At 53.8% G+C, this 1669-nt stretch carries 3 protein-coding genes; 1 reads left to right on the plus strand and 2 read right to left on the minus strand.

What is annotated here, in order from left to right; translation table 11 throughout:
• Positions 1 to 174: 174 nt before the first annotated feature.
• Positions 175 to 480, plus strand: a complete 306-nt coding sequence (locus ACXJL8_RS40465; RefSeq protein WP_456686968.1) for a transposase — start codon at positions 175 to 177, stop codon at positions 478 to 480.
• A 5-nt stretch (positions 481 to 485) separates the two neighbouring features.
• Here the strand turns inward: ACXJL8_RS40465 and ACXJL8_RS40470 are convergent, their stop codons facing one another.
• The gene (locus tag ACXJL8_RS40470; RefSeq protein ID WP_456621982.1) at positions 486 to 1253 is read right to left on the minus strand and encodes a hypothetical protein; all 768 of its coding nucleotides are present in this window, start codon (positions 1251 to 1253) and stop codon (positions 486 to 488) included.
• A 6-nt stretch (positions 1254 to 1259) separates the two neighbouring features.
• The coding region (locus ACXJL8_RS40475; protein WP_456686969.1) for a hypothetical protein at positions 1260 to 1669 on the minus strand (410 nt) is incomplete at its 5' end.

Genomic DNA, 1669 nt, shown 5'->3' on the forward strand with positions numbered 1-1669 from the left:
CTTTGGTGCATCGGACATGGAATTTGATCCTAAAATAGGTTGCACAATAAATTGAATGCGCCCTTAAGTAACATAACGAAATCAACGTCGCCAGTGCGGAAGTGGCGACCGCAAGCCAACCTGACACGGTTGCCTACCAATCGGTCATTCTCGACGCGTTCTCGCGCAAGGCTGTTGGCTGGGCTTTCGAGCACACGCTCGACTCCCTCGCTTGCCATCACCGCGCTGGAGAAAGCCATCGCGGCTCGGGCACCGGCCCCCGGCAGCCTGATCCGTCACTCCGACCGCGGCGTGCAATACGCGTCCATCGCCTATCGCCAACGGCTTGCCGATCGCGACATCACCATCGGCATGAGCAGGCCGGGCAATCCCTTCGACAACGCCAAGGCTGAAAGCTTCATGAAAACGCTCAAGGCTGAACAGATCAACGGCAAGGCATTTGCCGACCTCAGCGAAGCCCGCCGCGCACTGTCACTGTAATTTAATCACTCGATATTATGGAGATTACGCCTCTCGACTTCTTGGCGACCGCGCTTCGTCAAAAAGTAGGACGCTGCGTCATTCTCATGAAGGAAAGCATCATCCACCATTCCATTGAGAGTACGGCGCAGGTTTCTACGCATAGGCGGTCGAACCCACCTTTCTAACTCGGAAAAAGTCGCGCCGTCGGATCCGCGCTCATACAGTAAGACCAGCACATAGCCGGAGACTTTCAGTTCGGGATTGAGCACTTTTAGGAAGCCATCAAAGTCCTCGATCACCGGCACCTTGCGCGTAACAAGATCATCGATGATTTTCGTCGCTTCGTCCGCACTCACTTGGTGATAGAGGCGGATGAATTCTGCGAGGATCCAATCCAGATTGGACACTACGAGTGTCGCATCTTGCAAATTAGGATCGATGTCATCCGCTAGATGCGCAGTGTCTCGTTTGTTGCGAATATCGTACACAACGCGGATAGCGCGCGGAATATGCACACGAATGCTCTCAGGAAATTGAGCCTTCGGATAGTTTGACAACGTCTCGAATAGTTTGTCACTAGCCACCATCCGACCAAGATCAGTGAATTTCTTAGTCGTCGCATGTTCGAGCATTCGCATGGCGGCTTCACAAAAGCGCCCCCCCTCAACGGCACTTAGGCGCAAGCCGCCGAGGAAGAAGTTGTGCTTAGCATCCTGATAAGCGGATAGAAGCTCATCAACGAGCTTGTCTGGAAAGTGCGCCTTAAGGTCAGATACGATCTGCTCGAGCATTTCGAGTTACTTGCTGCTCTTTTTTGTCGTGCGCTTTTTCCTCTTCTTGCTTGTACGGTGCTCGGCAATGGCTGCCTTAACCGCCTCACGATCCGGCAAAGCCTCTACGACGGCATCACCGCGGACCGTCATCTGCTTATTCCCGCCGCCAGCAGCCGAAAGGTAGCCGTACTTYGAACTCGTGTCGCCTAGGATCGTGGGAAGATTCAGGATAGGCTGCTGAGCAGCTTCCTTATTGATAGCCTTAATCTCCTCAGCGCCGAATTCCGTTACTTGTCTGGCCGCGTGCAGGAAATAGCCTAGGCAGGCGATCCGCTCGTACTGCGTCTTTGGCTTTTTCTGCGCGATAAATTGCTTCGGATTCAAACCGGCGAGATTTGCGCCGTTCGCTGCGCCACCTGCACCTCCACTAACAC

Source organism: Bradyrhizobium sp. P5_C11_2 (genome assembly GCF_054049755.1).

What these genes read in the sequence shown, in the direction of transcription:
- ACXJL8_RS40470 (WP_456621982.1), bottom strand. Translation starts at nt 1,253, where the DNA reads ATGCTCGAGCAGATCGTATCTGACCTTAAGGCGCACTTTCCAGACAAG.